Annotated in this window: 23 protein-coding genes; 11 read left to right on the top strand and 12 right to left on the bottom strand. The window is 58.1% G+C overall.

What is annotated here, in order from left to right:
- Nucleotides 1-65: 65 nt before the first annotated feature.
- From KI787_01815 to KI787_01805, 3 genes are all read left to right on the top strand, one after another.
- Nucleotides 66-1,148: an iron-sulfur cluster-binding domain-containing protein gene (locus KI787_01815; GenBank protein MBV6628668.1), complete on the top strand. Its 1,083-nt coding sequence runs from the start codon at nucleotides 66-68 to the stop codon at nucleotides 1,146-1,148.
- Between the two features lie 15 nt (nucleotides 1,149-1,163).
- Complete coding sequence (locus tag KI787_01810) at nucleotides 1,164-2,267, top strand: acyl-CoA desaturase (GenBank protein MBV6628667.1); 1,104 nt, start codon at nucleotides 1,164-1,166, stop codon at nucleotides 2,265-2,267.
- Between the two features lie 269 nt (nucleotides 2,268-2,536).
- Nucleotides 2,537-3,565, top strand: coding sequence for a hypothetical protein (locus KI787_01805; protein ID MBV6628666.1), 1,029 nt, complete (start codon nucleotides 2,537-2,539; stop codon nucleotides 3,563-3,565).
- A gap of 18 nt (nucleotides 3,566-3,583) precedes the next feature.
- On the opposite strand, the gene KI787_01800 is transcribed toward KI787_01805, so the two are convergent.
- The 3 genes from KI787_01800 to KI787_01790 all read right to left on the bottom strand — a co-directional run bounded on the left by KI787_01800 (nucleotide 3,584) and on the right by KI787_01790 (nucleotide 7,038).
- Nucleotides 3,584-4,876 (bottom strand): AarF/ABC1/UbiB kinase family protein, encoded by a 1,293-nt coding sequence (locus KI787_01800; protein ID MBV6628665.1) that lies wholly within the window; start codon nucleotides 4,874-4,876, stop codon nucleotides 3,584-3,586.
- A 216-nt stretch (nucleotides 4,877-5,092) separates the two neighbouring features.
- Nucleotides 5,093-5,575, bottom strand: coding sequence for an asparaginase (locus tag KI787_01795; protein ID MBV6628664.1), 483 nt, complete (start codon nucleotides 5,573-5,575; stop codon nucleotides 5,093-5,095).
- On the bottom strand, nucleotides 5,572-7,038 hold the full coding sequence (locus KI787_01790; protein ID MBV6628663.1) for a DUF3336 domain-containing protein: 1,467 nt from the start codon (nucleotides 7,036-7,038) through the stop codon (nucleotides 5,572-5,574). Before KI787_01790 ends, KI787_01795 begins: the two co-directional genes overlap by 4 nt.
- A 113-nt stretch (nucleotides 7,039-7,151) precedes the next feature.
- Between KI787_01790 and KI787_01785 the strand changes: the two genes are divergently transcribed.
- From KI787_01785 to KI787_01770, 4 genes are all read left to right on the top strand, one after another.
- Nucleotides 7,152-8,084 (top strand): MoxR family ATPase, encoded by a 933-nt coding sequence (locus tag KI787_01785; protein MBV6628662.1) that lies wholly within the window; start codon nucleotides 7,152-7,154, stop codon nucleotides 8,082-8,084.
- Nucleotides 8,085-8,224: 140 nt separating this feature from the next.
- On the top strand, nucleotides 8,225-9,211 hold the full coding sequence (locus KI787_01780) for a DUF58 domain-containing protein (GenBank protein ID MBV6628661.1): 987 nt from the start codon (nucleotides 8,225-8,227) through the stop codon (nucleotides 9,209-9,211).
- Nucleotides 9,201-11,189, top strand: a complete 1,989-nt coding sequence (locus KI787_01775) for a DUF3488 domain-containing transglutaminase family protein (GenBank protein ID MBV6628660.1) — start codon at nucleotides 9,201-9,203, stop codon at nucleotides 11,187-11,189. Before KI787_01780 ends, KI787_01775 begins: the two co-directional genes overlap by 11 nt.
- A 168-nt stretch (nucleotides 11,190-11,357) precedes the next feature.
- A complete protein-coding gene (locus KI787_01770; protein MBV6628659.1) occupies nucleotides 11,358-12,122 on the top strand; it encodes an SDR family NAD(P)-dependent oxidoreductase in 765 nt (254 codons plus the stop codon).
- 3 nt (nucleotides 12,123-12,125) lie between these two features.
- On the opposite strand, the gene rimI is transcribed toward KI787_01770, so the two are convergent.
- The 6 genes from rimI to ilvN all read right to left on the bottom strand — a co-directional run bounded on the left by rimI (nucleotide 12,126) and on the right by ilvN (nucleotide 17,670).
- On the bottom strand, nucleotides 12,126-12,578 hold the full coding sequence (gene rimI, locus KI787_01765; protein MBV6628658.1) for a ribosomal protein S18-alanine N-acetyltransferase: 453 nt from the start codon (nucleotides 12,576-12,578) through the stop codon (nucleotides 12,126-12,128).
- The gene (locus KI787_01760) at nucleotides 12,575-13,387 is read right to left on the bottom strand and encodes a uracil-DNA glycosylase (protein MBV6628657.1); all 813 of its coding nucleotides are present in this window, start codon (nucleotides 13,385-13,387) and stop codon (nucleotides 12,575-12,577) included. Before KI787_01760 ends, rimI begins: the two co-directional genes overlap by 4 nt.
- Before the next feature lie 78 nt (nucleotides 13,388-13,465).
- Nucleotides 13,466-15,007 carry a 2-isopropylmalate synthase gene (locus KI787_01755; GenBank protein MBV6628656.1) on the bottom strand — a complete coding sequence of 514 codons (1,542 nt, stop codon included), beginning with the start codon at nucleotides 15,005-15,007 and terminating at the stop codon, nucleotides 13,466-13,468.
- Between the two features lie 201 nt (nucleotides 15,008-15,208).
- The gene (gene pssA / locus KI787_01750) at nucleotides 15,209-15,970 is read right to left on the bottom strand and encodes a CDP-diacylglycerol--serine O-phosphatidyltransferase (protein ID MBV6628655.1); all 762 of its coding nucleotides are present in this window, start codon (nucleotides 15,968-15,970) and stop codon (nucleotides 15,209-15,211) included.
- Nucleotides 15,971-16,106: 136 nt separating this feature from the next.
- On the bottom strand, nucleotides 16,107-17,123 hold the full coding sequence (gene ilvC / locus KI787_01745; protein ID MBV6628654.1) for a ketol-acid reductoisomerase: 1,017 nt from the start codon (nucleotides 17,121-17,123) through the stop codon (nucleotides 16,107-16,109).
- Nucleotides 17,124-17,169: 46 nt separating this feature from the next.
- Nucleotides 17,170-17,670, bottom strand: coding sequence for an acetolactate synthase small subunit (gene ilvN / locus KI787_01740; protein MBV6628653.1), 501 nt, complete (start codon nucleotides 17,668-17,670; stop codon nucleotides 17,170-17,172).
- A 173-nt stretch (nucleotides 17,671-17,843) separates the two neighbouring features.
- Here ilvN and ilvB point away from each other — a divergent pair, with 173 nt between their 5' ends.
- A complete protein-coding gene (ilvB, locus tag KI787_01735) occupies nucleotides 17,844-19,697 on the top strand; it encodes a biosynthetic-type acetolactate synthase large subunit (protein MBV6628652.1) in 1,854 nt (617 codons plus the stop codon).
- A 193-nt stretch (nucleotides 19,698-19,890) separates the two neighbouring features.
- On the opposite strand, the gene tadA is transcribed toward ilvB, so the two are convergent.
- Complete coding sequence (gene tadA, locus KI787_01730; GenBank protein ID MBV6628651.1) at nucleotides 19,891-20,364, bottom strand: tRNA adenosine(34) deaminase TadA; 474 nt, start codon at nucleotides 20,362-20,364, stop codon at nucleotides 19,891-19,893.
- Nucleotides 20,365-20,459: 95 nt separating this feature from the next.
- Here tadA and KI787_01725 point away from each other — a divergent pair, with 95 nt between their 5' ends.
- Nucleotides 20,460-20,933 carry a DUF456 domain-containing protein gene (locus KI787_01725; GenBank protein ID MBV6628650.1) on the top strand — a complete coding sequence of 158 codons (474 nt, stop codon included), beginning with the start codon at nucleotides 20,460-20,462 and terminating at the stop codon, nucleotides 20,931-20,933.
- A gap of 128 nt (nucleotides 20,934-21,061) precedes the next feature.
- Here KI787_01725 and guaA read toward each other — a convergent pair whose 3' ends face one another.
- Together guaA and guaB are read right to left on the bottom strand one after the other, a co-directional pair.
- Complete coding sequence (guaA, locus tag KI787_01720) at nucleotides 21,062-22,636, bottom strand: glutamine-hydrolyzing GMP synthase (protein MBV6628649.1); 1,575 nt, start codon at nucleotides 22,634-22,636, stop codon at nucleotides 21,062-21,064.
- A 4-nt stretch (nucleotides 22,637-22,640) separates the two neighbouring features.
- Entirely contained in the window at nucleotides 22,641-24,110 is a 1,470-nt protein-coding gene (gene guaB / locus KI787_01715; GenBank protein ID MBV6628648.1) for an IMP dehydrogenase, read from the bottom strand.
- Nucleotides 24,111-24,157: 47 nt separating this feature from the next.
- On the opposite strand from guaB, the gene xseA reads away from it, so the two are divergent.
- Together xseA and KI787_01705 are read left to right on the top strand one after the other, a co-directional pair.
- Complete coding sequence (gene xseA / locus KI787_01710) at nucleotides 24,158-25,507, top strand: exodeoxyribonuclease VII large subunit (protein MBV6628647.1); 1,350 nt, start codon at nucleotides 24,158-24,160, stop codon at nucleotides 25,505-25,507.
- Between the two features lie 72 nt (nucleotides 25,508-25,579).
- The gene (locus KI787_01705) at nucleotides 25,580-26,671 is read left to right on the top strand and encodes an OmpA family protein (protein MBV6628646.1); all 1,092 of its coding nucleotides are present in this window, start codon (nucleotides 25,580-25,582) and stop codon (nucleotides 26,669-26,671) included.
- Nucleotides 26,672-26,724: the final 53 nt, after the last annotated feature.

Below are 26,724 nucleotides of genomic sequence, written 5' to 3'. Positions count from 1 at the left end.
CTTGTTGACATTGGAATCAAGAGCCCTCAGGATTGTGCACAGTTGTTCACTTCCTGAAGGCATCCATGACTTCATCATCTTTGACATCGAAGCTTCTCAGCGCCATCACCACGCCGCATGGCCCTATTCGGCTGCAAGCTCTGATGCAACGCGGGCCACTTCCAGGCATGGGCCAGGTGACACGCATTCAACAAAGATCAGCCAATGTGGTGGAGCTCAGTCTTAGTGTCGGCTCCGACTTCCAAGGCTTCCAGGCCGGGCAATACCTACAGCTGGGCCAGCAAATTGATGGTCGCTGGGTGAAACGACCCTTTTCGCCTGCTTGCACGCCCTTCGCGGGAGCCGGTGAGTTGCACTTTGCCATTCGCATTCAAGACCAAGGTCTGTGGACGGGCCAGTTGCAACAGGGCCTCGACATCGGTCAACCCATCATGGTGGGGCAAGCCGCCGGTGATTATGTGTTGCCAGAGATTGCTGGCGAAATTGATCACTTGGTCCTGGTCAGCGGCGGAACGGGCTTAGCCCCCAACCTGAGCCTGGCGGCTTTTGCTGCGGCTCAGGGCATCGCAAGAGTTAGCTTGCTGCACTACAACCGTAACGAGCAGGACATTCCTGGGGAGCCCTTGCTGAAACAGCTGCAAGAGAACCCCGCTGTGCGCTGGCAACCCATCAATACGGCGCTGAAGCCGAGCACATCGAAGCCCTGGGCCGGGCATTTTCATCGCCGCCATATTCAAGCACTGAGCGTTGCCAAGGAGCGGCAGCACATTATGGTTTGTGGCCCGGAGTCCTTGCGCACGGCTGTTCACAAACTAGGGGCACACAAAACCAACCCGCGCAGCGTACAAAGCGAAAGCTTCGGCCTTGCCCTTCGCTCCACCGGCACCTCTAGCAAAACATCTGCGGTGGAGTTTTCCCGCAGCCAAGTCAAGGCCACCGCCCGCGGGCAAAGCTTGCTGGAAATCGCAGAAGCCAACGGCCTCAACCCCGAGTTCGGGTGCCGGATGGGTATATGCGCCAGCTGTACCTGTCGCAAAACTCAAGGCCAAGTCCGCGACCTGCGCGACGGCAGCCTTTCCGCCCATGGTGAGGAAGAGATCCGCCTTTGCGTATCCGCTCCCGTCGGCGACGTTCAAATCAACCTATAAATCAAGGAGAGACGCATGACTCAGCACACAACAGCCCTCCAAACGCCTCTCAGCCCAGCCCAGCTCGACGCCTTCGGCAAAGAACTCGATGCCCTGCGCGAGCGGGTGCAAGCCGACTTGGGCGAACGCGACGTCGCTCACATTAAAAAGATTATTCGCCTGCATACCCGGCTGGAATATGGCGGCCGAGCCTTATTGATGTTCAGTGTATTCCCGCCGGCCTGGGTGGCCGGAACGCTGAGCCTGGGCATTGCCAAGATATTGGACAACATGGAAATTGGCCACAACATCATGCACGGCCAATACGACTGGACCGGCGACCCTGAACTGAAGGGCCAGAGCTTTGAGTGGGATACCGCCTGCCCGGCCGACCAATGGCGACATTCGCATAACTACATGCACCACACCTTCACCAACGTGCGCGAGGTGGACCGCGACATTGGCTACGGCGTGCTGCGTATGAGTGAAGCCCAGCCTTGGCATCCGGGTTACATCCTCAACCCGCTGTACGCCACATTACTGGCCCTGTTCTTCGAGTACGGCGTAGCCCTGCACGACTTGGAAACCGAGAAGCTGCGTCATGGGCAATGGAACTGGAAAGAAAAGCGCCCCATGCTCAAAGCCATTCGCAAGAAAATCGGCCGCCAGGCACTCAAAGACTACGGCTTGTTTCCACTTCTCGCCGGCCCCTTCTTTTTGCCCGTCCTCGCAGGCAACGCGGTGGCCAACCTCATTCGCAATCTGTGGACTTTTAGCATCATCTTCTGTGGGCACTTTCCCGAGGGCACGCACGAATTTGAAAAAGCGGAATTGGAAGGCGAAAGCCGCGGACATTGGTACTACCGGCAGCTGTTGGGGTCGGCCAACATCAGCGGAGGCCGCTGGTTTCATATTCTCAGTGGCCACCTCAGCCACCAGATCGAGCACCACCTCTTCCCCACGATTCCTGGCAGCCGTTACGCGGAGATGAGTACGGAGGTTAAAGAGATTTGCGAGCGTTACGGCCTGCCCTATAACGAAGGCCCCTTCCGCAAGCAGTTCACAAGCGTGGTGCGCAAGATCTTCCGCTTGTCGCTTCCGAATAAAGCTCCGAAGAGCGCTGAGCTTGCTCCGGCCTAGGGCTACACCCCCTTGGCAGATATCGCACGGAGACATCTGCGCCTAGCCTCAGCCATCGGCTAATGGGCGGGCGCCGGGTACCCATTAACCGCTTTCTGCCTGCGGGGACATAAAGTGGGCGGCGCGATAGGTTTTGCTCCCGGTGTCAATGCCCGCTGAATCAGGATTTTCTTGCACAGGGTCTGAGGGCGGCTTCGTCCTCAGACCCTGTTAAGCCGCTGTCAGTGCTACGCTGCGGCGCAGATTGAAATCGTTGGGGACACACTGTCATGGATGCTGCTCAAATCTTGCTCGATGCCCACGTAAATTGGGTACTGAGCCAACTCGAGGGTAAGGCACTCGAGGCCCAAATCGATATGCAGATTGACCGCTTCATGGGTTTGGCACCACGACTGCGCCTCAAAGACGTGGTCAAGACCAAAGACGTGCAAATTGCGGCCAAGCAATACGCCATTGATCTGGAGCTAGGCGCAGTCATCCCAGAATTGGTGGGTGACGTGGCCCGACTGGTTTACCGGCATAAGGTGCACAACGACACCAAACTGGAAGAGTTGATTCCGGATGACCAGTTCGAGGAAATCCTCGACAAGGTGCTGGAGCTGGAAGCGCTGCATGAGGCCTTGGCCAAGCACTTGGTGGCCAACCCAGTGTTCGCGTCCATGATCTCTGAACTGCTGCAGCATGCGCTTCGGGATTACGCCAAACGGGGCAGCGAAATGTCACGCAAGCTCCCTGGTGCAGACTCTGCTTTCAAGATTGGCAAAAAGATGATGGACCGGGCCCGTCCGGAGCTGGGCCAAATGCTGGAAGAAAACCTGCGCGGCTTTATTCAAAAACAAACCGAAGCCAGTTTGCGCATGAGTGAGAGCTTTTTGCTCAACGCATTGGAGAGTGACCAAATTCGCGAGGCCATCCTCGATATTTGGCACGAGAATAAGAAGCGCTCGGTGGCGTCCATACGCGGCTTTGCCAACAGCTTGGATATCGAAGAGATGTTCGTTGTGGGCTATGAATACTGGCGGGAGTTTCGCCAAACCCGCTATTTCGCCACCTTGCTCGATGCCGGGGTCCAAGCCGTGATGGATGAGCTTGGCGCACTCACCTTAGCGGAGTTGCTCGATGAAATCGGTATTGACGACGGCATGCTGCGCCGCGACGCCAAGCGCTTTGTACCGGTGGTGGTGAAGGCCCTGAAGCGCAAGAAGCTGTTGGAGCCCGTTGTGCGCGAGAACTTGGAAGGCTTTTACGCCTCGGCAGACTTTACCCAGGCCATAGAGCAGTTGAGCAAGGACGACTAACCCCGCCCAGAGCGGCCATCAAGCCGCCTGTGCCGCAAAGGCTTCAAATTTGGGGAGCAATGCTTGGCGGACTCTCAGGCCGCGTAGCAACCAGTAATTACCGCTCAGGGCACGGGCCACAAATGCCAATTCCACCTGCGGCGAGAACTTCGCCATCTGCCGAACTTCTCGGCGTGCCACGGCGCGCAAGTCGGTGATGATCTGCCCATCGGCATAGTCGTAGCAAGGGTCTTCCAACACAGATAGAACTGGCTCTGTGCAGTCGCGATACAAGCGTTGCAGTTCCGGAGTGAGGCCTTGATCTTTCTCAGCCAGGCTGCCAATCCTTGCCAACTCGGCGTGCATAGCCTCCCAGTCTCGTTGCAGGCTAATGCGCGTCATCCGCTGGAAGTGGTCTACATAACGCGCATCAATGGGCCGGGTGCAGCCGAAGTCGTACAGCACCACGCTGCCATCCTCGCGGAAGGCGTAATTCCCTGGATGTGGGTCTGCATGAACTTCTTGCAGTACTCCAATTTGGTGAAACATCCAGTCAATCAGACGACCGCCAATATCGTCACGCAATTCCTGCGACCATTGCGCGGCCTCTTGCAAAGTCGCCCCGGTCTCAAAGCTGCTAACCAGCACGCCCTCGGCCTGCAACTCATCAATGCCCGCAGGCACGCAAATTCCGAATTGCTCCGCTGGCTGGCGGAACCGCGCTAGGCGCTGCGCCTCGCCGGCATAGTCCACTTCATCCGCCAAGCGGTCACGAACCTCGACCAGAAGCTGATCCAATAGCTGCGGCGCTAGCGGCAACATGCCACCAAGCTTGAGCAAGCGGCGTAGGTTGTCCACATCTTTGTCAATGGCATTGGCCACGCCCGGATACTGAATCTTGACCGCCACCTGACGACCATCTTTGAGCACAGCCCGGTGAACTTGCCCAATGGAGGCAACCCCAATGGGCTGCGAATCAATGGTGGCCACCAGTCCAGCCTGCGTTTGAGTCCAACGCGCCAGCAAAACCGGCTCTAGCTCGCTCCAAGACACGGGCTGCGCCTGGGCCTGTAACCGACTGAGCTGCTCGGCCAGAGCGGGTGGCAGCACGTCTGCATATTGCGACGCCAGTTGGCCCAACTTCATGGCGGCGCCGCGAAGCTCGGATAGCGTTTGGAACCAGTCTTCTCCGATCTTTAGCCAGGTCTGCGTTCCATCTGCGCCAATCAGTCGACCCATTCTCCGCCCCACGGTGCGCATGCCCGCGCCCAGCAATTTGCGCCCCCGTCCTTGGGCCCGTGGTTGGGCAGTACTAAAATCAGAGTCGCTCATGGCAAGCAAGAAATCGTGTTTGGGTGACTGGGCAATGCAATATGCACTGCGAAGAAGACGCAGCGCCACAACCTTAGATACCGGAGGGGCGAAGACTTAGACGCACTCCAAGCACGTCACCACTGCCAGCCACTCCCACGTCGGCGACTGTCGCCCTTCAGGCAAGATGCTCAGCCCTGCAATTAATGCAGGCCTCCACGCTTGCAATGCACCCATCTACTCAGCCAGTTCAAAACGATGGGCATCACGATTCTTCCGCGCCTTGTGTGGGTCAAAAATGCGGCCATTCATGGCGATGTAAACCCCCTCGGAGAGGGTTTGCAGAGCCGCCCAGGCAAAACCAATGTTGAACTCGGCATCGGTCACACGCAGCCCTGCCGGCTGCATGGCTCCCACCAGAACAATGGTTTTGCCGGCAATCCCGCTGAGTGCAAGACCGGTCTCCACCATGGTGTCGGTGCCGTGTGTGATGAGCACTTTGCTAGCCGCGCAGGCATGCACAGCATCGCGGAGCTGCGCCCGGTCATTGTCGCTGAGTTCTAAAGAGTCTTTACGGAGCAAAGACTGCACCGCGTAGTCATCTGCCACACCAGCATCGGCCAAAACGCGTCCGACTTGAGGGTTGCCAATTTGAAATTCTGACAAGGCATCAAAATAAACCTTGTCGATGGTGCCGCCGGTGGTAAAGATTTGAATCATGCCGTTGCGAGTTGGCTGTTTGAAGAGGAGGACTGACCATCGAGGCGTTGCTGACAGTCTCGAATGGTTCGGCTAATGATCGTTTGATCATGCACCATGCGCAGGCGCGGCCACGTCGCACGCTCGCCTTGGCGAATCATTCTCAGCACATCGGCGTCGCTAGGGTTGCGCACCACCCGCGCATAATTACGCAGATCCAGCTGCGGCAAGATGGTGATATTGCCTCGATAGTCTTGGGCCAAAATCCCATGCAAGTCGTCTATGCCCTGACGCAGGCGCTGCGCCCCAGCCGGTACTGCAGCCCGCCCCAAGTGCAACAAGTTCCGCGCGCCCATCTGAACAGTGTCGTAGAGCGCATGGCGCACGGCGTTGGTTAACCCCTTGGCCTGCGGGTCCGAGCTGTGCATGAATGGCAGTACATGAGGGTTGGTTTGGCTGACGATAAAGTGGTTCACATTGAACAGCCGACGCAGGCGCATTCGCGGCAGATCCGACTTCAGCGAACCATCCGCCCAGCGCAAACTGGGCATGTAGGCCTCGCGCTGTCCTTGCATATTCCGTGTAGCCATCTGTACCGGCGGGAACAAGAAGGGCACAGCACAGGACGCCAGCACGGCCTCACGCACGAAGAGGTAGGGGAAGGTCAAGTGGTTGAGCAACCGCGGCGGCTGATTCTCGGCCACCGGACTCACCGTAATGTTCATGGCATAGCCAGACGCAGCGTAGGCCTCCTCGAAGGTGACGTCCGGAATGTTTTCGGCAATACCGCGTCTGAGCTTGTTTTGATCCATCAGCGCCCCACGGCGCCAGGCCTCAAACAAGGGCAACAGCCCCCAGTTGTCCACGTAAATATTGTGGGGGTCCAACAACGCTTCTGCCGAAGCCTTGTCTTGGGCCGATACCGCCATACCGACCACAGCGCCCGCACTGGACCCGGACAAAATCTCGGGTAATAGGTCATGCAAATATAAAGTCCGAACTACTCCCACGTGGAAGAGCCCTAGGGTCGCACCCCCTGACAACATCAGCGCACTGCGGCCATAAGCTTGGCCCAGGGCCTGGAATAGCTCACGTTTAACGCTCTTGCGTACGCCAGGGAAGCTCCCCTCGGTGAGCCAGCGCATCGCTGAGGTCACTTCATCCAAGTAGGTTTCGATCAGGTGTTTGGTACCGAGCAAGCTGGGGCCGTACAGGGCTGCATTCCCCATATTGCCCAGGTTCCAATGCAGACCCTGACGTAGCTCATGGACCATGCCGCGGGCGTCATTACGCTGGCGCAGGCGGCGCAGCGACTCTACGCGGGAACGTACCAACCGGTAGTCGTAATCCGGTGAGGCATCGTCTCGACGCCAGGCAGCAGCGCCACTGGCTTCATCCCAGGCTTCAGCCACCGGCCGCCATTCTTCAAAACTTTGGGCATGACGCAAAGCTTGGTGAAGTTCTAAGCGCTTGCGAGTATTCATGAACTGGATTTCCTATCTTCTTGCACGACTCCACATGCAAGAAGCGGTGCGGAATATTTCATGCAGGAAATTGTGACATGGACAGTTCTCCGACGCGCACCCACAATGAGCGAATGAAAACCTCTTTACAGACGCGCGTGCAGGAGGCATTGCGTGCAACTCAACACATCATTCTCGGTAAACCAGAGCAACTGAAGCTGGCCTTTACCTGCTTGCTCGCCAAGGGCCATCTACTGATTGAGGATGTGCCTGGCGTCGGCAAAACCACCTTGGCCCAAACACTTGCGCGGGTCTGCGGCCTGGACTACAGCCGGGTGCAATTCACCAGCGACTTGCTTCCGGCTGACATCCTGGGTGTGTCCATTTTTGATCGTGAAGCATCCGCCTTCCGCTGGCAAAACGGCCCTATATTCAGTCAGGTATTGCTCGCCGACGAGCTCAACCGAGCCAGTCCCAAAACCCAAAGCGCACTGCTAGAAGCGATGGAAGAGCAAGCAGTCACAGGTGATGGAGTGACTCGCGCTCTACCCCACCCCTTTTTTGTCATTGCCACACAGAACCCTTTGGATCAAATCGGCACCTTTGCGCTCCCAGAATCTCAACTCGACAGATTTTTGCTGCGACTCTCTCTGGGATACCCCAGTGCCGAGGACGAACGCGCCCTACTCGAAGGCCGCAGCCGCCGAGGGATGCTCGAAGAACTCCAGCCCTTATTGGATGCCCAGAGCCTTGCTGAAGCGCAAACGGCGGTCGCTAAGGTTGCGCTACGCCCAGCTTTGGCGGCCTATGTGCACGCGCTGTTAGATGCATCGCGCAACCACAGCGACATCCGCCTTGGATTATCGCCGCGGGCTGGGATTGCGATGTGCCGAGCGGCACAAAGCTGGGCCTGGCTGAACAACCGTGACATGGTGTTGCCAGAGGATGTACAAGCCGTGTTTGTGCCTTGTGCAACCCATCGCCTCCAGTCCAGTCAAAGTCAGGGAGACCATCACGGCGGTGCCGCACTGGCAACCCACCTCATCAACGATGTTGCGGTTCCTTAGGGCTTGCGCACACTGGGCATGAGCAGCATGCTTTGTCGCCTTTTTCGGCAAAGCGTCTCCAGACTCGATAGCCGAGGCGGTCGGACCGAGTCACGACGCCCTGTGCCACCACAAAGTCCGTACCGTAAAAGCTGCCGTTGATGTTGAAATTCCTCCGCCGCAGTGTGCAAGCCGCTTGGCAACGCCGGGCCGACCAATGGATGGAGCGGCATCATCCCCGTAAAGCCGGCCCAGTGCAGCTCAACCGCCGCCGTATTTACATACTGCCGACGCCCGCCGGCTGGATCTTCGCAAGCATGACATTGGTCATCCTGCTGGCAGCCATGAACTACTCCAACGCCTTGGGCTTCGCCCTAGCATTCTGGCTTGCAGCCATTGGCTTTGTGGTGATGCATGAAACCCACGCCAATCTCCTTTCGTTGCAGGTGCAGCTGCGCCCGGCCAACCCGGTGTTTGCCGGCGAAAATGCAGAGCAACCTGTGGCGCTGACCAATCTCAGTCGCAAAACGCGCATGGCCATCACCCTCTCCCAGGACCGCCAAGCCAAGGTTGAGGCCTGTACCGTCGATTGTGCGCAGGCCGCCCACGCTACTTTGTATTGGCGCCCTCAACAGCGTGGGCGCATGCAGCCACCACGCTTTGCACTCAGCACCGATTGGCCACTGGGTTTATTTCGGGCCTGGAGCTGGATTCACTTAGATGCCGAGCAATGGGTATTCCCAACCCCTGCGCCGCTAGCCCCTCCCATGCCACCCGCACAACATCATGCAAGTCATGGCCAGCGCAGCACTCCGGGTGAAGAAGACTTGGCCGGCGTTCGCCAATATGCGCGCGGGGATTCGCCCAGACATATTTATTGGCGCAGCTTGGCCAACTTCGACCAGCTCAACAGCAAATTGTTTGAAGAGCCCATACAAGACACGGTGTGGGTCGAATGGGACATGACACGTGGCTATGGCGATATCGAAGAGCGGCTCCAAATTATGTGCCGCTGGATGCTCGACCTTGGGGCTCAGAACCAGCCTTATGGCCTAGCCCTCCCAGGCAGCGAGCTCAGTCCTGACATGGGTCCTGCCCACCAAATTGCAGGCCTTAAGCGCTTGGCCGAGTTTGACCATGTCGGCTGAAACTCAGGACTGGCTCAGCGCCCCCCGGGTGACCCGCATTGTGCTCCTGCTGGGCTTACTCTCTTTGCCCCATCTTTTCGATATGCCCTTGTGGTGCATTCCAGTGGTTGTGGCCGCCGCTGCCTGGCGAATCATCATCGCTAGACGCGCTCTACGGCTGCCATCGATAGGGCTACGCCTGCCCCTGGCTGGAGCCGTTGTTGTTGGCTTGGTTTTGGACTATGGCACCGTCAATGGCCTAGAGCCTGGCTCATCCCTACTGGTTGCCATGGCAGCTATGAAGCTGCTGGAGACACGGACACGACGCGATTGTCGCTTGTTGGTCTACCTCGGTTATCTGCTTTTGCTCAGTCAGCTGCTCGCCCATCAAGATCTGGTCTGGCTGATGTGGCTCATCGCTGGCGTCGTTCTCACGACTGCTGCGCTGCTAGACCTGCAGCACCCTCAAGCCCTGCTACCGCTTCGGTCAAACCTGAAAGTCGGCGGCACGCTGGCTTTGAAAGCGCTCCCCCTGATGCTGCTACTGTTTGTCCTGTTTCCACGCATACCCGGGCCGCTATGGGGTCTACCTCAGGACTCTCACGCACGCTCCGGACTGTCCGACACCCTGCAATTCGGCAGCATCTCCAAACTCAGCCAGTCCGATGCGGTGGCCTTCCGGGTGCGTTTCGATAATCCGGAGCAACTACCAGCCCGTCGCGACCGCTACTGGCGAGGCCCCGTTCTTGACGAGTTTGATGGCTATCGCTGGACCAGCCGGCCGGAGAACCACAGCCTGCCCCGCCCAGAAATAGTCGCACGCGGCCCCAGTGTGAATTATGAAATTCAGCTGGAAGCGCATGGACGAAGCTTTGTGCCTGCCCTGGAGACACCGCTGGCTCCCTATCCTCGGGATTTGAGTTTAGCCAGTGATTATGTGCTGCAGAGCCGCAACGCCATCATGGATGCGCGATTGGTCCGCCTGCGCTCCGCCACTCAAAGTATTCGTCAAGCGGACTTGGTGAGTTGGCGACAACGCCTGATGACCCGTTTGGATGCGGAGCAAAACCCCCGCACACAAGCCTTAGTGGCATCCTGGAAGCAGCAAAACCGCCAACCCGAGGGAGTGATAGAGGCCGCGCTGCAATACTTCTCTCAAGCGCCATTTCGCTACACCCTGGAGCCGCCGTTGTTAAGAGGCGGGGATCGGGTTGATGCCTTTGTCTTTGAGACACAAGCCGGGTTTTGTGAACATTACGCGGCCAGCTTCGTGGTCATGATGCGTATGGCTGGCATACCCGCGCGCATCGTCACCGGCTACCAGGGCGGGGAAATCAATGGCGACTACCTGATTGTGCGCCAATCCGATGCGCATGCCTGGGCCGAGGTTTGGCAACCGCAACGGGGCTGGATCCGCATAGACCCCACCGCTGCCATTGCTCCGGAGCGCATCGAATATGGTTTGGGCGCCGCCCTGGGTGACAGCGATTTATTACCGCGTTTAGCCCGAAGCCAAGTGGGCGATCGGGACTGGGTGGCACGCTGGCAGCTCGCCTGGGACCGTGTTGAAGCCGGTTGGAATCGCAGTATTCTGGCTTACGGCCCTGAACTGCAACGCCAGTTCCTGCGTCGCTTTGGCATGGATGACCTACAAACCATGCTCTACGCCCTCATTGCCTGCGTCGCCCTGTTTACCGCGATGTTGCTCGCCCAAATGACCCGGGCCCATCGTCGACGCCCGCCGGCGGACCCCTTAGTGCAGGTTCGCACCGCCCTCTTCTCTCGCGCTGGCCTGGATTACAACCCGCAGCGAGGCGGCCCCCTACAAATGGAAGCGGACTTGAAGCAGGCCGGCGTCTGGGATGCGGAAGCCCAGCGCATCATGCAGCACTACACACGAGCGAGATACGCCGGTGGTGGTAGCTTATTGCCCGAACACACTCGCGCACTGCTAAAAGCGGCCAAGCAGTGGAGCCCCAAACGCGATTCCACGCAATAACACCGGACGCTGACGACAAGTCTGTAGCCGCCATGGTCGCCTGCGCTCCATTACACTGGTGTCTTTCTTAGGCATGCACGCGTAATAGTCTGGTGCGACTGGCAGAGGCCTTCGGCCGCCGGCAGTCGGATCATTGCTGCGATGCTGCTGAGCAACAGGGGACACATCATGACTCAAGGGGCCATCGTGCTCATCACAGGGGCGGCTAGTGGCATGGGCCATCTCGCTCTACAGCGGGCACTCGGGCGCGGACAAAGGGTCGCAGCCTGGGATCTCAATATTGAGCCTTTATCCAGCTATGCCAAGGACGATCGAGTGCGGGTGACTCAGGTCGACGTGAGTGATGCAGATGCGGTGAGCCAAGCCGTGGATGCCTTGGAAGAGGAATGGGGGCCGGTCGATCAGGTTTGGTCGGCTGCCGCCATCATGCCTTTGGGCGAAGCGCTGGAACAGCCCCTCGCTTTGCAAAAGAAGATCATGGACATCAACTACGGCGGCCTCATCAACCTGGCACAGGCCACCTTACCCAAGATGTTAGCGAGAGGGCGCGGCAGCTTTGTGTCCTTCGCCTCCCTCGCCGGCTGGATACCCGCGATCTATATCGGGGCCTATAACGCGTCTAAGTTCGCCACGGTGGCTTACACCGAAGTGCTTCATCATGAAACTCGAGGACGCGGGGTGCAGATGGTCTGCGTGTGCCCGCCTGCGGTGAACACCCCGCTTCTAGATCAAGCGCGGGACACGGTATGGCCCAAGCTCTTTAACTTGGTGCCGCCAATTCCTCCCGAGAAGGTCTTAGACGCTATCGATAAAGCCCTCGCCAATGGACGTTTTTGGGTCTTTCCCTCCCTCATGACCCGCATCGCCTTGGCGCTACGCCGATGGTTTCCAAACTTCAGCTGGTGGATCGCGCATCAGGTCGAACAGCGTTAGGCATTATCCAGACCTAGACCGCAGCCGCTGCATCAACAGGGCATCCTCGCGGCTACTGGGCCCTAAGCGGTAGTAGTCTTTGCGCAAACCGCACTGCACAAAGCCACTACTTCGGTACAAGGCCTGCGCAGCCCGGTTGCTGTGGCGTACCTCTAAAAAGACTCGCTCCACCCCTGAATCATCGGCCTGGGCGAGCAAGGTGTGCAGCAATTGACGTCCTAGGCCCTGCTGCCGCCGACTGGGCAAGACCGCCATGTTCAGGATTTCGGCCTCATCGGCAATGATTCTGGCCGCCAACCAGGCAACAAGCTGCTGCTGGCTCTCAATCACCCAGCCCACATCGATGTTGGAAGGGATCGCTGCGATATGCTCCAGTGTCCAGGGGAAAACCTGCGCTGCCTGCTCTAAAGCGGCAATAGACTGCCGGTCTGTGGCCTGCAGAGGCCTGAGCATCATGAGCGATCGCGCAGATGATCTCGAACAATCTTGAGGTCGTCCCACGCCTTTGCCTTTTGCAAGGGACTCCGTAACAAATACGCAGGATGGTAGGTAACGACCAAAGGCTTGGTGCTCGCCGCATGCTGGTGGACTTTGCCACGCAGCTTGCCGATGGGCGCAGTGGACTCCAACAAAGTTTGCGCGGCAATGCGCCCGACGGCCAGAAGCAATTTAGGCTGCACCAGTTCAATCTGCCGCAGCAAGATAGGAATATCCTCGCTGATCTCTTCCGGGCGAGGGTCACGGTTATTAGGCGGGCGAAATTTGCAGATATTTGCGATATATACGTTACGTGCGCGATCGTGCTGTATGGCCCCCAGCATCGCATCCAAAAGCTTGCCTGCCCGGCCTACAAAAGGCTCCCCCAACCGATCCTCATCGGCACCAGGGGCCTCTCCGATGACGAATAAATCCGCAGATTCTTCGCCGACGCCAAACACCCCCTGGGTTGCGGGTGGGCGACTACGCCGCTTGAGCTCAGCACGCAGCGTGGACCAGTCCATCTGAGCGATGCGGGCATTTAAGTCGGGGTCAGCGGCCATGACAGTCTGTGTGCTTTGAGTTGGCGGGGTCTTCGGGGGGGCTTGTTCCTGCGGTGCATGGCGGTCCCATGCGGAGCCCTCCACGCTCAGATCGACCTGCGGGGCAACAGGCCTGCTCTCCGCGGCAGTCTCAGGAACCATTGGAGTGGGGCTTGCAGCGCGCTCCTGCACCCTCGATACAGGCTCTGGCGGTGAGGAAGCCGATACCTGCTCGTCCTGTGCCATAAGAGAGTCGCCGCTGGATTCGCGTATCCAGCGGCGTAACCCCAATGCTTGATAATGGCGCTCGGCTACAGCCATCGATTAGATGGTTTCACCCACTTGGGGATGAATCCGAACACCGAGCTGATCCAGGCGGTTCAGGGCGTTCACGTAGGCTTTGGCTGCGGCCACGACTACATCTACGTCCGCACCCTGGCCATTGACCACCTTGCCGTCCCGGCCCAGGCGCACAGTGGTTTCGCCCTGCGCATCGGTACCCTGACTAATGGCATTCACACTGAACAACATCAGCTGGCATCCGCTATCGATGATCTGTTCGATGGCCTTGAAGCTTGCGTCCACCGAACCGTCGCCCTGGGCTTGAGCACGGATCACTTCACCATCAACTTGCAGCGCCAAATCAGCCGTCGGCCGTGAACCCGTCGCAGAGGTTACGGTGAGTTCATGCAGGTTGATGCGCTCTTGGGTTTGAGCCACATCCGATACCAAAGCATGCAAATCCTCATCAAAGATTTCATGCTTTTGATCTGCCAGCACCTTAAAACGGGCAAAGGCCTGGTTGAGTTCATCGGGCCCATCGAACTCGATGCCCAGCTCTTCGCAGCGAGTGCGAAAGGCGTTACGCCCGGAATGCTTGCCCAGCACAATGTGCTGCGCTGCCCAACCCACATCGCTGGCCTGCATGATCTCGTAGGTCTCACGATTTTTAATCACACCATCTTGGTGGATTCCTGATTCGTGCGCGAAAGCATTGGCACCAACAATGGCCTTGTTGGGCTGGACTGGAAAACCGGTGATGGCACTCACTAAGCGGCTAGCCTGCATGATCTGCGTGGTGTCCAAACCGTGATTGCAGTTAAACACATCTTGGCGAGTACGCACGGCCATGGCGATTTCTTCCAAGGCGGCATTGCCAGCGCGCTCCCCCAAGCCGTTTATGGTGCACTCCACCTGACGGGCGCCGGCTTGCACAGCAGCCAATGAGTTGGCAACCGCCATGCCTAAATCGTTATGGCAATGCACCGAGAACACCGCCCTATCGCTGTTGGGAATGCGTTCGCGCAAATCTGCAATCAACTTCCCGAACATATGCGGCAAGGTATAGCCCACCGTATCGGGAATGTTGATGGTGCCAGCGCCCGCGTCAATCACTGCTTCCAGAATTCGGCACAGAAAGTCCGGCTCGGATCGTCCGGCGTCTTCCGGCGAGAACTCCACATCGTCCGTGTATTGGCGGGCGTGCTTCACAGCAGCCACTGCGGCCTCAACCACTTGATCCGGGCTCATATTGAGCTTCTTGGACATGTGGATGGGAGAGGTTGCAATAAAGGTATGGATACGCCGACGTTGCGCTGGTTCTAGGGCTTGGGCCGCCGCGTCAATATCCTTGACACTGGCACGCGCCAAGGAACATACGGTGGACTCGGACACCGCTTCGGCAACCGCCTTGACGCTCTCGAAGTCACCTGGCGAGGCGATGGCAAAACCCGCCTCGATGACGTCAACACGCATCTTTTCCAGAGCCTTGGCGATGCGTACCTTTTCGTCACGGGTCATAGACGCGCCGGGGCTTTGCTCGCCGTCGCGCAAGGTAGTATCAAAAATAATCAATTGGTCAGTCATACGAACACCTGTTCATGCAGGGTGTGCGAAAAATTCATGGGTAGCGGTGGTTTGGGCCCCACCCGGCCGTCATCTGCTATGCCCCGCAGGGCAGAAGCAGTCGCACACGCAACGCCGTAAGCCAGCCCTTGGCTAGCACTATTGCGGCGGTGGTGTTCACTGACATCATGTCCTGCATTATGCACAAGCTATGCCTTAGATTCAGGCTTTGCGCCGAATTTTGCGCCCGGACAGTAACCACAGCACCGGGCCCGAGGCCACATAGGCCAAAAACATGCCGCCCAGAACCCGTGGGGGGTCGAAGGCAATGAGCACAAAGACCAAGAGCATGATCAGCAAATACACAAAGGGCACACGCTCTGCCACTTTGATTTGCTTGAAGCTGGGATAGCGCACGTTCGACACCATCAGCACGGCAGCAGCCAGCGTGATGAATAACGCCGGCCAGCGCAGAATCTCCCCTGCAATCTCAAAATCATCTGCCACCCAGACGAAGCCGGCCATCAAAGCGGCGGCTGAGGGCGAAGGCAAACCAAAAAAGTCGCCTTTACCGCCGTCTAGCGCAGCGTTGACGTTAAACCGAGCCAGGCGCAGTGCGGCACAAGCCACATAAACGAAAGCAGCCAACCAACCCAGCTTGCCACCCAGGCTCATATCCCCGATCAAATACTGCAAGCTGAACAGATACATAACCAAGCTTGCCGCCAAACCAAAGGCCACCAGATCGGCGAGGCTGTCGTACTCTTTGCCGAAACTGGATTGGGTATTCGTAAGCCGAGCCACGCGTCCATCTAAGGCATCGGCCACCATGGCTGCAAAGATGCCCAGGGCAGCGTCAGAAAAGCGACCACGCATACCGGCCACGATGGCATAAAAACCGCCGAATAAAGTGGCCGTGGTAAACAGGTTCGGCAGTAGGTAAAACCCTTTACGCGGACGTTGTGGGCGTTCTTCAGTGTCCAGTTCAGCGCTCAAAAGGCCAGCTCAGATTGATAAACATGCTCGGCATTGTAAAACGCATGCCCAAAAAAAACGCCGCCCTGGTAAGGACGGCGTTGTGAGCAAAGGTCTCAGTGGGTAGGCCGCGAGGGCCGTACCCTTAGTTGTGCTCTTTGTCGACCAACTTGTTGGCCTGAATCCAGGGCATCATCGCACGCAGCTTCCCGCCCACCTGCTCGATGGGATGCGCTGCATTCAGGCGACGCATGGCTGTCATTTCGGGGTAATTGGTCATACCTTCGCTGATGAAGGCTTTGGCGTATTTACCCGTTTGAATATCCAGTAAGGCCTGTTTCATGGCCTTGCGTGACTCATCATTAATAACCTGTGGCCCGGTGACGTATTCCCCATACTCCGCGTTGTTGGAGATGGAGTAGTTCATGTTGGCGATACCGCCTTCATACATGAGGTCAACAATGAGCTTGAGCTCGTGCAGACATTCGAAATACGCCATTTCTGGCGCGTAGCCAGCGTCGACCAGGGTTTCAAAACCAGCTTTCACCAGCTCTACAGCGCCGCCGCAGAGTACAGCCTGTTCACCAAACAAGTCGGTTTCAGTTTCGTCTTTGAAGCTGGTTTCAATGATGCCGGTACGCCCGCCACCGATGGCCGAAGCGTAGCTCAGAGCCAACTCTTTAGCCTGGCCGGACGCGTTTTGATGGATGGCAATCAGATCCGGAATACCGCCGCCCTTGGCGAACTCGGAGCGCACCGTATGGCCAGGCGCTTTAGGCGCGATCATGATCACATCCAGATCCGCACGCGGCACGATTTGGTTGTAGTGAATAGCGAAACCGTGCGCAAAGGCCAAAGCTGCACCCTGCTTGAGGTTGGGCGCAATTTCCTCGGCGTAGAGCTGCGCTTGGAACTCGTCCGGGGTCAGCATCATCACCACATCGGCGCTCGCGACGGCCTCGGCCACCGTAGCCACGGCCAGACCACCCGCTTCGGCCTTACGCGCCGAAGAAGAGCCTGCGCGCAAGCCTACGACGACGTCAACGCCGGAATCCTTGAGGTTCAGAGCGTGGGCATGGCCTTGAGAGCCATAACCGATGATCGCCACCTTACGGCCTTTAATTAGGCTGAGGTCGGCGTCTTTGTCGTAATACACATTCAAGCTCATAGCATTACCAGTCTTGCTAATGGATAGGGTCGGTCACTGTTTAGTCGGGCGTTTTCAGCCCATCAGTACCGCAGGTTACGGCGGCGGCGCCGGAGCGCACCACCTCAATAATGGGACCAAAGGCGCTCAGGCGCGCAATGGCATCGTCCAACTCGCCAGAAGCCCCAGTCATCTCAACAGTAAAGCTCGCTGGCGTGTCATCTAAAGCCTGAGCGCCCAAAGTCGTACACAGCTCTAAGGCTTCAGCGACCGCTGTCAGCGGAAGTTCCAACTTCAGCAGTAACACTTCGCGTTCGATGTGCGCGCCTTCGGTGAGATCGGCCAAATCCACGACGTCGACCAGCTTGCGTAGCTGCTTATTGATTTGGTCAATGACCTCATCAGAGCCCACCGTCACCATTGTCAGGCGAGACACTGTTGCGTCTTGTGTGGGCGCAACGTTCAGCGACTCGATGTTGTAGCCGCGAGCGGACACCAGCCCTGCAACGCGGGACAATGCACCGGCCTCGTTGGCCATGAGAATTGAAATAATGTGGCGCATAGGCCGATCGTCTTGATGTGTTGGGGCGAAATAACACGCCACGGTAGCGCAGGCATCCGTGCAGCGCAATAAAACTTGGGCCAAACCTCCCCGGCTCGGCCGCGCAGTGCGGTATCCTACACGGCTCTTTAGGACCGTGCCCAGCCTGGCACTCGCTGCGGATAGGACCCGTCATGACTTCCGATCACGATCAACGCCCCCAAGCCCCCCATCCACGCGCCGGCGAGCGCATGAGCGGTGCGGATATCATCGTCCAAGTCATGGCCGATGAGGGTGTTGACACCATCTTCGGGTACAGCGGCGGCGCTATCCTGCCGACCTACGATGCGGTGTTTCGCTTCAATAAATTGGCAGAAGCCGCCGATAAGCCCGCTCCTATGCCCTTGATTGTGCCTGCCAACGAGCAAGGCGCAGCATTCATGGCCGCAGGCTATGCGCGCGCCAGCGGGCGTGTGGGCGTCGCCATGGTGACCTCCGGCCCAGGCGCCACAAATACTGTCACGCCCGTGCGTGACTGCATGGCCGACTCCATCCCCATTGTTGTGATTTGTGGTCAAGTTCCGACCGCCGCCATTGGCACGGATGGTTTCCAGGAAGCACCTGTGTCCAACATCATGGGCGCGGCCGCCAAGCATGTGTTCTTGGTGACTGACCCCTTAAAACTCGAATCCACCGTACGTACCGCTTTTGAAATTGCACGCACAGGCCGCCCAGGTCCTGTGGTCGTGGATATTCCTAAAGATGTGCAGAATTGGGAGGGTGAGTTCAACGGCTTCGAACGCCTGCCTATCCCTGGATATCGGCAACGCATGGCTGCGGTGAGCGGGCGCAAACTCTCTCAGGTGCAAGCCGTCCGCTTTTTTGACCTGCTCAAAGCCGCGCGGCGACCGCTGATCTACGCCGGGGGCGGGGTGATTCACGCCGATGCAGCGGCCGAGCTCAAAGCCCTTGCTGAACACTATGACATTCCCGTCACCACCACCTTAATGGGGCTGGGAGCCTACGATACGCGTGAGGCCCGCTGCCTACACATGTTGGGCATGCATGGAACGGCGAGCGCCAACTATGCAGTCGATGATTGTGATTTCCTGATTTGTGTGGGAGCGCGCTTTGACGACCGTGTCGCCGGCGTACCAAAGCTGTTTGCGCCCAATGCGCGTGCCATTGCCCATTTCGATATCGACGAGTCGGAAATCCACAAGGTCAAGCGTGCGGATTGGCATTATGTAGGTTTGCTCAAACCCGCCTTGGCTGCCCTGCTGGAGTATGGGCAAGCCAACATTCCGGCGCAGGACCTGAGCGACTGGACGCAACACATTGCGGAGCTCAAGGCCACCTATGGCCTGAACTACGACAGGGACTCCAGCACCATTCAGCCTATGCAGGTGATTGAGGAAATCAACAACATCACCAAAGGCCAAGCGATTGTGTCCACTGGCGTGGGCCAACACCAAATGTGGGCTGCACAATATTTCGACTTTGCTCGCCCCCGCTTGTGGCTGACCTCTGGCTCCATGGGCACCATGGGCTTTGGCCTACCAGCCGCAGTCGGCGCGCAATTTGCGCAGCCCGACGCTCTGGTTATCGACATCGACGGCGACGCCTCCATTCGGATGAACCTGGGCGAACTGGAAACCGTGACCACCTATGGCCTGCCGATCAAAGTCGTCGTGCTCAATAACTATGGCGATGGAATGGTGCGCCAATGGCAGAAGCTATTCTTTAAAGGCCGGCTCTCCGCATCGGACAAGTCTTTGCATTCCAAAGATTTCATCAAAGCTGCCGAAGCCGATGGGTTTCAGTTCGCAAAACGTGTCTCAGACAAAGCCGAATTGCCCACAGTGATCGCCGAGTTTATTGCCTACGATGGCCCTGCCTTCCTCGAGGTGATCATTGACGGCGACGCGAGTGTGTACCCCATGGTCGGTCCTGGCATGAGCTATGCGCAGATGATCACGGGCGACCATATTCCAACCCGTAACGAAGATGGGCAGCCCGATATTCCGGACAGCTCGGAAATGTTCTAAACCCACGGCAGGGGTGATGAGGCCAGCCTTCGAGGCTGGCCTTTTTATTTGGTGCCGAAACGTGGCGACTCCGTGCGATCAATAGCCGAAGAGGCAGTGCGCTTACCTTCGCCAGAGCACTTGATGAGCGTGAAAAACGCCGGGATTGTGAGCACCTCCTGCTAAGGCTAGGTGCAGGACCACGCCTATCGACCTAGCCCTTGCGTCGCCGCCGAAAAAAATTGCGTAACAGCGCCGAACACTCTGGCTCTAAGAGGCCACCCTCCACCAACGGCTGATGATTCAACCCAGCACGCAGCAACACATCATTATGTGAGCCTGCAGCGCCAGCCTTGGGGTCATAAGCCCCAAACACCACCCGACCTACCCGAGCATGGATGATGGCACCCGCGCACATAATGCAGGGCTCCAAGGTCACATAGAGTGTGCTTCCGGGAAAGCGATAGTTCTTTGCCACCTGCCCTGCGGCACGCAAACAACACACTTCGGCGTGCGCTGTTGGGTCGCAATCGCGAACTGGAGAGTTTCCCGTCGCTGCCAATAACTCGCCCTGCGCGTCGACCAACACCGCGCCCACCGGCACTTCGCCCAATTCTTCAGCAGCCTGCGCACAGGCCAGGGCCCGGCGCATCCAGGTTTCGTCAACGGTATTCACGGGCGATGCCATATGCAAGCAGCAGTCATGGACCTAACAAATTGCGACAATAGGCATTATCGCAACTTCGGAGTTTCGCCAGCGTGACCGCTGAATTACTGGCCAACATAGGCTTGTGGCTGCTGGCCCTCGGCATTATTGCCACGGGCATCGTGGGCTTGGTCTTCCCTGCCATTCCCGGCCCGCCCTTACTTTTCGCCGGGCTGTGGATGGCCGCTTGGATGGAAGATTTCTACCATGTGGGCTTTTGGACGCTCACCATCCTCGCGCTATTGGGGGCTGCTGCGCAGATTGCCGATTTTATTGCCGGGGCGCTGGGGGCCAAAAAGTTCGGCGCGTCGCAAAAAGCGGTGTGGATGTCCATACTCGGCGCCTTTGTTGGCATCTTCTTCGGCATCATCGGCCTCATTCTCGGACCCTTTATTGGCGCCATGATTGGCGAGCTATCCAGTGGCCGAAACCTGCAACAAGCTGGCAATGCGGGTGTGGGTGCCACTGTTGGCCTCATTCTCGGCACGGCGGCAAAAATCGCATTCGGCATTGCCATGCTGAGCATTTTTGCCTTTGTGCGGCTGGTTTAACTCCACGCAGCCGTCATCTGGCCTATAGCAGCCATGATCCGCAGGGCGTCTTTACCAAATCGTGGCGCGCTTTAGTTCTCGCTTATATCCCTACAACGCGCAATTGAAGGCCCGCTGCTCAGCAAGGACTATTCCCATTCAATGGTGGCCGGCGGCTTGCCGCTAATGTCGTACACCACGCGAGAAATACCAGGCACTTCATTGACGATGCGCCGTGCACAGGTATCGAGTAGCTCATAGGGCAAGTGGGCCCAATGCGCCGTCATAAAGTCCACCGTTTCAACGGCACGCAAGGCGATAATGGGGGCATAGCGGCGACCGTCTCCGGTGACACCAACAGACTGCACGGGCAGCCATACGGCGAAGGCCTGGGAGACTTTGTCGTACAACCCGGCCTTACGCAGCTCAGCAATAAAAATATCATCGGCCAGGCGCAAGGTGTCGGCCGCTTGGGAACTGACTTCGCCCAGGATACGCACACCCAAACCAGGCCCTGGGAAGGGATGCCGTTGAACCAGCTCCGCTGGCAGCCCTAGGTCTAGGCCAATTTTGCGAACCTCATCCTTGAACAGTTCTCGTAAGGGCTCCACCAGTTTGAGCTTCATATGCTCGGGCAGGCCACCGACATTGTGATGTGACTTGATCACATGCGCTTTGCCAGTACTGGCACCCGCCGACTCGATCACATCCGGGTAGATTGTGCCCTGAGCCAGGAACTCAACGCCGGGAATCTTGGCAGCCTCTTCGTCGAAGACTTCGATGAAGGTGCGCCCAATAATTTTGCGTTTGGCCTCTGGGTCGCTCTCTCCTTCCAAGGCCTGCATGAAGCGCTCACGGGCATCGGCCAGGATGACTTTGACGCCCAGATGGCGACCAAAGGTTTGCATCACCTGCTCCGCCTCATTCAGCCGCAACAGGCCGTTATCGACAAAAACACAGGTGAGGCGGTCACCGATGGCTTTATGCAGCAGTGCGGCAACAACCGATGAGTCCACGCCGCCAGATAAACCCAGCAGCACTTGCTTATCGCCCACCTGCTCGCGCACGCGGAGCACTGCATCGTGAATGATGTTGCCAGCAGTCCACGAGCCATCACAGGCACAGATTTCCCGCACAAAGCGATGCAGAATGCGCGCGCCTTGCTTGGTATGCGTCACTTCGGGGTGAAATTGCAGCCCAAACAATGGCCGCTCACGGTGTTGCATAGCCGCTAGTGGCAAATCATGCGTACAGCCGATGCCTTCGAACTCGGCCGGCAGTGCCGTGACGCGGTCGCCGTGGCTCATCCACACGTCCAGAATGCCCGAGCCTGCGCCATCAACGCGGTCTTCAATGTCTCTAAATAACGCACTGGAGGCCGTAGCCGTCACCGAGGCATAACCAAACTCTTGGGTGTGGCCGCCTTCGACACTACCGCCGAAATGTCGCGCCATGGCTTGCATGCCATAGCAAATACCGAGCACCGGCACCTGCAAGTCGAAGACCTGCTGCGCCACAGTAGGCGCATCATCCACGGTAGTGGATTCTGGCCCGCCAGACAGAATGATGCCGCTGGGGGCGAAATCCAGCACAGCCTGAGGATCCATATCCCAGGGGTGGATTTCACTGTATACACCGGCTTCACGAACCCGGCGAGCAATCAGCTGCGTCAGTTGCGAGCCGAAATCCAAGATCAGGATGCGATCCGCATGAATGTCGCGCATTCGCTTAGGACTCCATGCGGTAGTTAGGGGCTTCCTTGACGATGGACACATCATGCACATGTGACTCCCGCACACCGGCGTTGGTTACCCGTGCAAAGCAGGCGTTGGCACGCATGCTGTCAATGGTGGCGTTTCCTGTGTAGCCCATGCTGGAACGTAGCCCACCAATCATTTGATGGACGATCGCCGCCAGCGGCCCCTTGTAAGGCACGCGGCCTTCAATACCTTCTGGCACCAGCTTTTCTACGTCTTCCGTCGTTTCTTGGAAGTAACGATCTTTAGACCCTTCGCTTTGGCCCATGGCACCGATGGAGCCCATCCCACGATAAGACTTGTAGGACCGCCCTTGGTACAGCTCCACGTCGCCCGGCGCTTCTTTGGTGCCCGCGAGCAAGCTGCCCACCATGACGCTATGTGCCCCAGCAGCAATGGCCTTAGCCACGTCACCGGAGTATCGAATGCCGCCATCAGCAATCAAAGGAATGCCCTTGTCTTTTAGAGCTTCGGCAACGTTGGCAATCGCCGTAATCTGCGGCACACCCACGCCGGCAACGATTCGGGTGGTGCAAATGGAACCGGGGCCGATGCCCACTTTCACGGCGTCAGCACCGGCTTCGGCTAATGCCAATGCCGCATCTCCGGTGGCGATATTGCCGCCAATCACCTGCAGGCTGGGGTACTCCGTTTTAATGGCACGCACGCGATCGATGACGCCTTTGGAGTGACCATGCGCGGTATCTACGACAATGACATCCACTCCCGCTTTAACGAGGGCCTCGACTCGCTCAGCACTATCACCGGCCGTGCTCACGGCGGCACCGACCAGCAAGCGTTCCTGCGCGTCTTTGGCCGCATGCGGAAAATCGCTGGACTTTTGGATGTCCTTCACCGTGATCATTCCACGCAGCTCGAATGCGGGGTTCACCACCAGCACTTTCTCAATGCGATGTTCGTGGAGAAGCGCGCGAACCTCTTCCTTGCTAGCGCCTTCCTGCACCGTCACCAGCCGTTCCTTCGGCGTCATGATGGAGGACACCGGCGCATCTAAACGAGTTTCAAAGCGCAAGTCCCGACTGGTCACAATGCCGACTAAGTCTCGACCATCGACAACGGGCACACCGGAGATCTGGTTCGCACGCGTAAGCGCCAGCACTTCGCCAATGGTCATGCTGGGAACAACGGTAATTGGGTCCTTGATCACGCCGGACTCGAACTTCTTGACCTTGCGCACCTCTGCGGCTTGGGCCGCAGGGGTCATATTCTTGTGCACAATGCCAATCCCACCTTCTTGCGCCAGAGCAATCGCGAGGCGACCCTCGGTGACGGTGTCCATGGCGGCGGACAAGAAGGGGATGTTCAGTTTGAGCTCCCGGGTTAACCGAGTCTCCAAGCTCACCTGCCGCGGAAGAAATTCCGAGTAGGCGGGGAGCAGCAGGACATCGTCAAATGTGAGGGCTTCCTGCACCACGCGCATAAGGCATTCCGAACTATGTAAGGGAATCTCGTAGTATAACTTCGCCTATGCAAGATGCCGATACCTCTAGCAAAACGCCCTTCCAGGTCAGTGAACTACTGGGCCTAGTACAACACCGTCTGGACGGCCATTTCGGGCTGGTACGGGTGGAAGGAGAAGTCAGCGGACTCAGCCAGCCGCGTTCAGGCCATCGCTATTTTGCGCTCAAAGATGCCGATGGCCAGCTGCGCTGCGCCTGGTTTAGGCACGCCATACGCGGTCAAACCGTCGCCGAAGGCGAGCAAGTATTGGTCCAGGGCAAGTTAGCGATATACGCACCCCGCGGCGACTTTCAGCTCATTGTTCAGTCCGTTCAGCCTGCTGGGGAGGGTGCTTTAGCAGCCGCCTTCGCAAGGCTCAAGCGCAAACTCGAGCAAGAAGGGCTATTCGCCGCAGAGCGCAAACCGGCTCTGCCTAAACAGATTCGGCGCATTGGGATTATTTCCTCGCCTGAAGCTGCAGCTTTGCAAGATGTTTTGGTCACCCTGCGCCGCCGTGACCCCTTTATGCAAGTCCGCCTGTTCCCCAGCTCCGTGCAGGGCGCGCGTGCAGTGGATGAGCTGGTGGATGCGCTGGCAGAAGCAGGGGCAGACCCTAGCCTCGATGTCATCTTGATCACGCGCGGCGGCGGGTCATTAGAAGACTTGCAGGCCTTTAATCACGAGACCTTGGCCCGCGCGATTGCCGCCTCGCCCTGCCCGGTGGTGAGCGCTGTGGGGCACGAAACCGATCTCAGCATTGCTGACTGTGTGGCTAGCCTCAGAGCCGCGACGCCCACTGCTGCCGCAGAATTGCTTAGCCCAGATCGACGCACGGATATGCGCCGCCTGCAGGATTACAAAATACGCTTGAATGCCCTGCTCAAGGCCATGGTCCGGCAGAAGCAGGACCGACTCGCTACTCTCAATGCTCAGCTTCAGCGCCAGTCACCACAGCGGCGACTGGACCTCACCACACAGCGGTTGGACGAGGCCCGCGACCGCTTGATCCAAGCCCAGAGCCGCCGGCTACAACTAGCCACTGCACAGATCAACACGCTTCAACATCGTCTGATGCTGCGCCAGCCGCAGGCGATGATTCGCGACAAGACCCTCAAGCTCAAACACCTTAAGCAGGCCTTGCTGCGAGCCCACACGCAGGGCTTGGCCGCACATGCGCGCCATTTGCAAAATCACCGTGCCCGTTTGGCTGCGCTAAGCCCACGCGCCGTACTCGAACGTGGCTACACCTTGGTTTACCATAAGGGAGAGCTGGTCACCCGTGCGCAGCAGTGGCCTAAGCAAGGGAAGCAATTAGAGGTTCATTGGGTCGACGGCGTGAAGCCCTTCACGCTCGCTCCTGAAAAAACAACAACCTGACACTGCATTGCTGCCCGGCTATACTCGCGGCACGGGAAGAACCGACACATTCAAACACAGAGGAAACGCAACATGCGGCACTTGCTGGGGACGGCCATTTTGGCCGGTATGTCCGCCGTGGCTTACGCAGGCCATGGGGATCTGGGGTATTACATCAATCCAAGCATTGGCTATTTGGACGCTGACAGCGAACGTGGCACCGACGGTGGCCTCGTTGGTAGCGTCGCAATTGGTAAGCCTTGGGGCGAAAACAAGAACATCGAACTGGACCTGCGCTACTCCGATCTCGACCAAGGCGAGCTGTTCGGCTTAGGTCTGAGCTTGCTAACCTACTTGGGTGAGTCTGCCGACTCCCTGTACAGCATTGCTCGCTTGGGTGTGACCCAAAGCGATGGTCACCCCTTCGACGATTACACGGCTCTCGCACTGGGTGCTGGCCTGGGTTATCGCATTCGCCTCGGCGGCCCTGGTGATCTACGCATCGAAGGCCTGCTGAATGCCGACTTGCATGACAACGAAGAGTCCAGCGCATTTGGCGAGAAAAAATTCTTCCTAGAGCCCACGTTCATGGTGGGGTATCAAATCCCATTCGGTGGCAAGCCTGCTGCTGAACAGCCCGAAGCCACCGCGGTGGCTGTGGTTGGTGACACCAGCGACAGTGACGCCGATGGCGTGAATGACGCCGCCGACCTGTGCCCGGATACGCCAGCAGGCACCGTGGTGGACAGCACTGGCTGCGCACCCGCTGTCGTCCCCACCCAAAGCATGCCGGATTGCCCAGCCCCAGCTGCCGACGAAGCCGTCGACGCTGACGGTTGCGCCGTCATTGGTGGCGAAGTTCTGGGCAGTGTGTACTTCGAGTTCGATAGCGTTGAGCTCACCCTTGCAGCGCAGGACACCCTGGACGCCATTGCCAACGACCTCGTCGGCGGCTCTGGTCGTATTGAAGTGTCTGGCCACGCCAGCGACGAAGGCGATGAGTTTTACAACCTAGACTTGTCTCAGCGTCGCGCAGCTGCGGTTCGCCGTTACCTCATCGACCAAGGCGTCTCGGGTGGACGTATCGTCTCCAAAGGTTACGGCGACGACGCTCCTGAAGCCGACAACGACACCTTCTCCGGACGCCGCGAGAATCGTCGTGTCGAGGTCCGCCGCGCCGAGTAATTTGGCCGGAGCACCCGCTTCATTAAGAGCGCAGCCACCGAGCTGCGCTTTTT

This window comes from Oceanococcus sp. HetDA_MAG_MS8 (assembly GCA_019192445.1).
Classification (GTDB): Bacteria; Pseudomonadota; Gammaproteobacteria; order Nevskiales; family Oceanococcaceae; genus MS8.
This window is presented reverse-complemented; position numbering and strand designations above follow the sequence as displayed.

Excerpts from the sequence above, each read along its gene's own strand:
- ilvB (MBV6628652.1), top strand. The coding sequence starts at position 17,844 with ATGACTTCCGATCACGATCAACGCCCCCAAGCCCCCCATCCACGCGCC.
- KI787_01775 (MBV6628660.1), top strand. The coding sequence starts at position 9,201 with ATGTCGGCTGAAACTCAGGACTGGCTCAGCGCCCCCCGGGTGACCCGC.
- KI787_01760 (MBV6628657.1), bottom strand. The coding sequence starts at position 13,387 with ATGGCACAGGACGAGCAGGTATCGGCTTCCTCACCGCCAGAGCCTGTA.
- KI787_01755 (MBV6628656.1), bottom strand. The coding sequence starts at position 15,007 with ATGACTGACCAATTGATTATTTTTGATACTACCTTGCGCGACGGCGAG.
- KI787_01800 (MBV6628665.1), bottom strand. The coding sequence starts at position 4,876 with ATGAGCGACTCTGATTTTAGTACTGCCCAACCACGGGCCCAAGGACGG.
- guaA (MBV6628649.1), bottom strand. The coding sequence starts at position 22,636 with ATGCGCGACATTCATGCGGATCGCATCCTGATCTTGGATTTCGGCTCG.
- rimI (MBV6628658.1), bottom strand. The coding sequence starts at position 12,578 with ATGATGCTCAGGCCTCTGCAGGCCACAGACCGGCAGTCTATTGCCGCT.
- guaB (MBV6628648.1), bottom strand. The coding sequence starts at position 24,110 with ATGCGCGTGGTGCAGGAAGCCCTCACATTTGACGATGTCCTGCTGCTC.
- KI787_01815 (MBV6628668.1), top strand. The coding sequence starts at position 66 with ATGACTTCATCATCTTTGACATCGAAGCTTCTCAGCGCCATCACCACG.
- KI787_01785 (MBV6628662.1), top strand. The coding sequence starts at position 7,152 with ATGAAAACCTCTTTACAGACGCGCGTGCAGGAGGCATTGCGTGCAACT.
- KI787_01810 (MBV6628667.1), top strand. The coding sequence starts at position 1,164 with ATGACTCAGCACACAACAGCCCTCCAAACGCCTCTCAGCCCAGCCCAG.
- KI787_01770 (MBV6628659.1), top strand. The coding sequence starts at position 11,358 with ATGACTCAAGGGGCCATCGTGCTCATCACAGGGGCGGCTAGTGGCATG.
- KI787_01790 (MBV6628663.1), bottom strand. The coding sequence starts at position 7,038 with ATGAATACTCGCAAGCGCTTAGAACTTCACCAAGCTTTGCGTCATGCC.
- KI787_01780 (MBV6628661.1), top strand. The coding sequence starts at position 8,225 with ATGTTGAAATTCCTCCGCCGCAGTGTGCAAGCCGCTTGGCAACGCCGG.
- ilvN (MBV6628653.1), bottom strand. The coding sequence starts at position 17,670 with ATGCGCCACATTATTTCAATTCTCATGGCCAACGAGGCCGGTGCATTG.
- KI787_01705 (MBV6628646.1), top strand. The coding sequence starts at position 25,580 with ATGCGGCACTTGCTGGGGACGGCCATTTTGGCCGGTATGTCCGCCGTG.
- KI787_01805 (MBV6628666.1), top strand. The coding sequence starts at position 2,537 with ATGGATGCTGCTCAAATCTTGCTCGATGCCCACGTAAATTGGGTACTG.
- KI787_01795 (MBV6628664.1), bottom strand. The coding sequence starts at position 5,575 with ATGATTCAAATCTTTACCACCGGCGGCACCATCGACAAGGTTTATTTT.
- tadA (MBV6628651.1), bottom strand. The coding sequence starts at position 20,364 with ATGGCATCGCCCGTGAATACCGTTGACGAAACCTGGATGCGCCGGGCC.
- xseA (MBV6628647.1), top strand. The coding sequence starts at position 24,158 with ATGCAAGATGCCGATACCTCTAGCAAAACGCCCTTCCAGGTCAGTGAA.